At 50.2% G+C, this 964-nt stretch carries 1 protein-coding gene; it reads right to left on the reverse strand.

Annotated features, from left to right (window positions below):
* Positions 1 to 964: Ig-like domain-containing protein (locus tag H5161_RS19915; protein ID WP_182769924.1), on the reverse strand; the 964-nt coding region annotated here is incomplete at both ends.

Raw genomic sequence — 964 nt, forward strand, 5'->3', positions numbered from 1 at the left:
ACATCGCCTACGTTTTGAATGGTGAGTATTGGCGCTTGCGTGTCGATAGTGGTGGTATCACTCACTGTAGTTTCGTTGCCAACACTGTCGCGTACACTTACTTCGATGGTGCTTTGACCTTCACTTAATGGTGTGGTTGGAGTGGCACTCCAATTACCATCCGCATCAACAAGGGCGGTGATGGTTTGTGGGTTGCCGTTGCTGTCGGTAACGACTATCGTCACTTGTGCCCCTTCGCCCGCATCACTTGTGCCGCTTATGATTGGCGTGTTGCTGTCGCTTTGTGCTGCAACATCAACAGTGAGTGTCGGCGGTGTATTATCAAAGTCATCTGAGCTAATTGTACGGGTATTACCTGCGGCATCGGTCGCTGTGGCGATCACTGAGCCAACATCAAGTAACGATACATCTAATCCGACTAATGACCAATTACCATCGGCATCAGTTGTGGTGGTGTAGGTGGCACCAATGCCACCGCCAACCAGTTGCTCGGTAATGGTAATTTCACTGCCTGCTGGCAAGTCAGAGGTACCACTTAGGGTAACCAATAAACCAAGTTCAAACGTTGGTGTAAAGGCAAGTGCCGGTGGAGTTACGTCTACTTCGCCACTGTCAGTGCCGGTACCTGTGTTGCCCGCTGCATCAGTGATGCTGGCGCTAACGCTATAATTCCCTTCGGCTAATGTGCCTGTTGGTGTCGCACTCCAGTTACCATTGGCATCGGTTTGTACATCAATGCTTTGAGTAGCATTTGCTGCATCTGTAAACGTCACCGTGATGGTGCTGTTAGGTGCATCACTAGTGCCTGTCACTGTGGGCGTGCTGTCATTTGTTAATAATGGCGCATCTACACTCACACTTGGTGCTGTGGTATCAATGGTGCCGTTGCCGGTAATATCGGTGCTGTTACCTGCCACATCGCTAATACTTGCTTCGATGCTATATGGTCCTTCTGCCAAGGCAG

This window comes from Pseudoalteromonas sp. SG43-5, from assembly GCF_014164345.1.
GTDB classification, from domain to species: domain Bacteria; phylum Pseudomonadota; class Gammaproteobacteria; order Enterobacterales; family Alteromonadaceae; genus Pseudoalteromonas; species Pseudoalteromonas distincta.